Source organism: Gilliamella sp. Occ4-3, assembly GCF_001690675.1.
Lineage (GTDB): Bacteria > Pseudomonadota > Gammaproteobacteria > Enterobacterales > Orbaceae > Gilliamella > Gilliamella bombi.
Window position 1 is genome coordinate 1 of the sequence record NZ_LZHR01000116.1, and the last position, 303, is coordinate 303.

The 303-nt window shown below is 38.6% G+C and carries 1 protein-coding gene; it reads right to left on the minus strand.

The genetic code is table 11. The features are described 5' to 3' along the window. Positions 1–74: 74 nt before the first annotated feature. On the minus strand, positions 75–303 hold a 229-nt coding region (locus A9G44_RS11845; protein WP_218837598.1), incomplete at its 5' end, for a hypothetical protein.

A 303-nucleotide genomic window follows, 5' to 3' on the forward strand; every position in this document is an offset into this window, starting at 1 on the left:
TACTGATGAGTAATGCAATGATGGTTAGTTTTTTTGTCATGATTATTGCCTATTAATAACCCCATGATTTACGTTTATAAAACATAGTGGCCACTTTTACCGGCCGTCAAACGTAGCTCACCATCAGGCCCAAAACTGTAATAATGTATAGCCCTCGGGCTCCCCCCTAATACGGCTTTCCCTAAACCGCCATAACCTTTATACAGACTATAAATATCCTTATTTTTTATCCAGTTTGGCACGTTTTCCATATGGTAATAAAAAGTCACCATTCTCATCCCTTGCATTTGATCATCAACCTCA